Here is a 1,578-nt window from a genome sequence, read left to right on the forward strand (position 1 = left end):
TGAAAATAATAAAACTATTTGGACCAGAATGCGAAAAATACTACGGACTGGAGCGTTAATGCGGAATGTGGGATATATCGTCCCTCAGCTTCGGTTTTAGTCTCTCTTCCAGGACCTTCTTCTGAGTCATAGCAAAGGCTTTTTTAAAAGCTCATTCTCGGCATGAGCCTAACCAAGTAACCCCTCTCCAGCTCTGCAATCCTTGCCTCTTACTTGTACCTCTTACCATTGCCGCTGAATGCTCTTTCTGGATTCTCTGCTAATTCGACCTTCCATCGGCAAGGCAGACTTGGGTGTATCCCATGTTCCCTGGCAACCTGAGCAAGTGTCTTGCCACTCTCAAGCTCTGCTATTATCGATATCTTGAACTCCCGGTCGTAGCGCCGCCTGGTCTTCTTCATGCAATACCCTCCTGGAGTTGGCATTGCTTAACCAGTTGTCCACTCAGAGGGGTTCACTCCATGCAGGTCGTGCAGTGTGGTTGCTGAACGCACTTATTCATTCACCAAGAATGCATGACAGGACCAGTGCTTCTACGGGCAAGTTATCATATGGATAAGAGCGAATTTTGTTATTCGTGACATTTATCTAACGATGCTAATGCGTTGTGAAGTATTTTTGCTCGTTCTTGCCAAGTATGATGCAATCTGATATTCATAAGTTCGTTTGAGAGTTTCTCTCGCAACTGCGGATTTAATATTAATAATTCTATTTTATTTTTAATATCTGATTCGTCATAATCTATGTACATTATACCACCAGTTTCGCCTATATCTAGTAGGGATTTGCATTTTGTGCACAATATTGGTTTACAAGTTCCTATATATTCGAATAGTTTTGTTGGTGAGCTAAAATTCATGTAATCATTTCTTGGATCGTAAGGCATGATTAGCAGATCCATTTCTAACAACGAACTTGGTAAATCCTTTCTTCGGATCTGTTTTCTGATAATAAACTCGCTGTTTTCTATTGTCTCTTTCAGCTCTGATGATATTGCTTCTCCATAACTACCAAAGAGATATAGCTTTAAATAGGGGTATTTTTCATGCAATTTTTTACATACTTTGACAATAAGTTCGATACCTCTATTTTTTGTTAGACCTCCTACATAACATATATTAAATCGATTAACAACACTTTTGTAAGCAGATGCATATAAATTACAGAATTCATTTTCATATGCATTCGGGATAAAAACAACCTTTTTGTTCCAAATTTGATATTTATATTTTAAATAATTCCACATATATTGATTCAAAGCTATTACTAAACTGGCCTTTTGAATATACTTGCGTTCTAAATCGCTGCTAAATAATGGTTTTCCAGTTCCTAGTACGTTTGCTTGTTCCATAGTGTCGTGTATATCCAAAATTATATACAAACCAAGAACCTCACATAAATGAAAGATTGCTCTGTTCTGCAGAGTTGTTAATGAATGTGGATACGCAAAATATACGTACGGCCTGTTATTTAATAATATCCAAAAAGTTTTAATAACTGCTGCTGTGTTGGATAACTATTTAAACTAGGAAAATATATAATATATTTCATGGCCTATGAGGATAACCGCAATTGGCG

Annotated in this window: 1 protein-coding gene and 1 pseudogene; both read right to left on the reverse strand. The window is 37.2% G+C overall.

What is annotated here, in order from left to right; genetic code table 11:
- Nucleotides 1-74: 74 nt before the first annotated feature.
- Nucleotides 75-401 (reverse strand): annotated as a pseudogene (locus QHG98_09700) (transposase).
- Nucleotides 402-571: 170 nt separating this feature from the next.
- Complete coding sequence (locus QHG98_09705) at nt 572-1,351, reverse strand: glycosyltransferase family 4 protein (protein ID MDH7597986.1); 780 nt, start codon at nt 1,349-1,351, stop codon at nt 572-574.
- Between the last annotated feature and the right edge of the window lie 227 nt (nt 1,352-1,578).

Source organism: Methanothrix sp., from assembly GCA_029907715.1.
Lineage (GTDB): Archaea > Halobacteriota > Methanosarcinia > Methanotrichales > Methanotrichaceae > Methanothrix_B.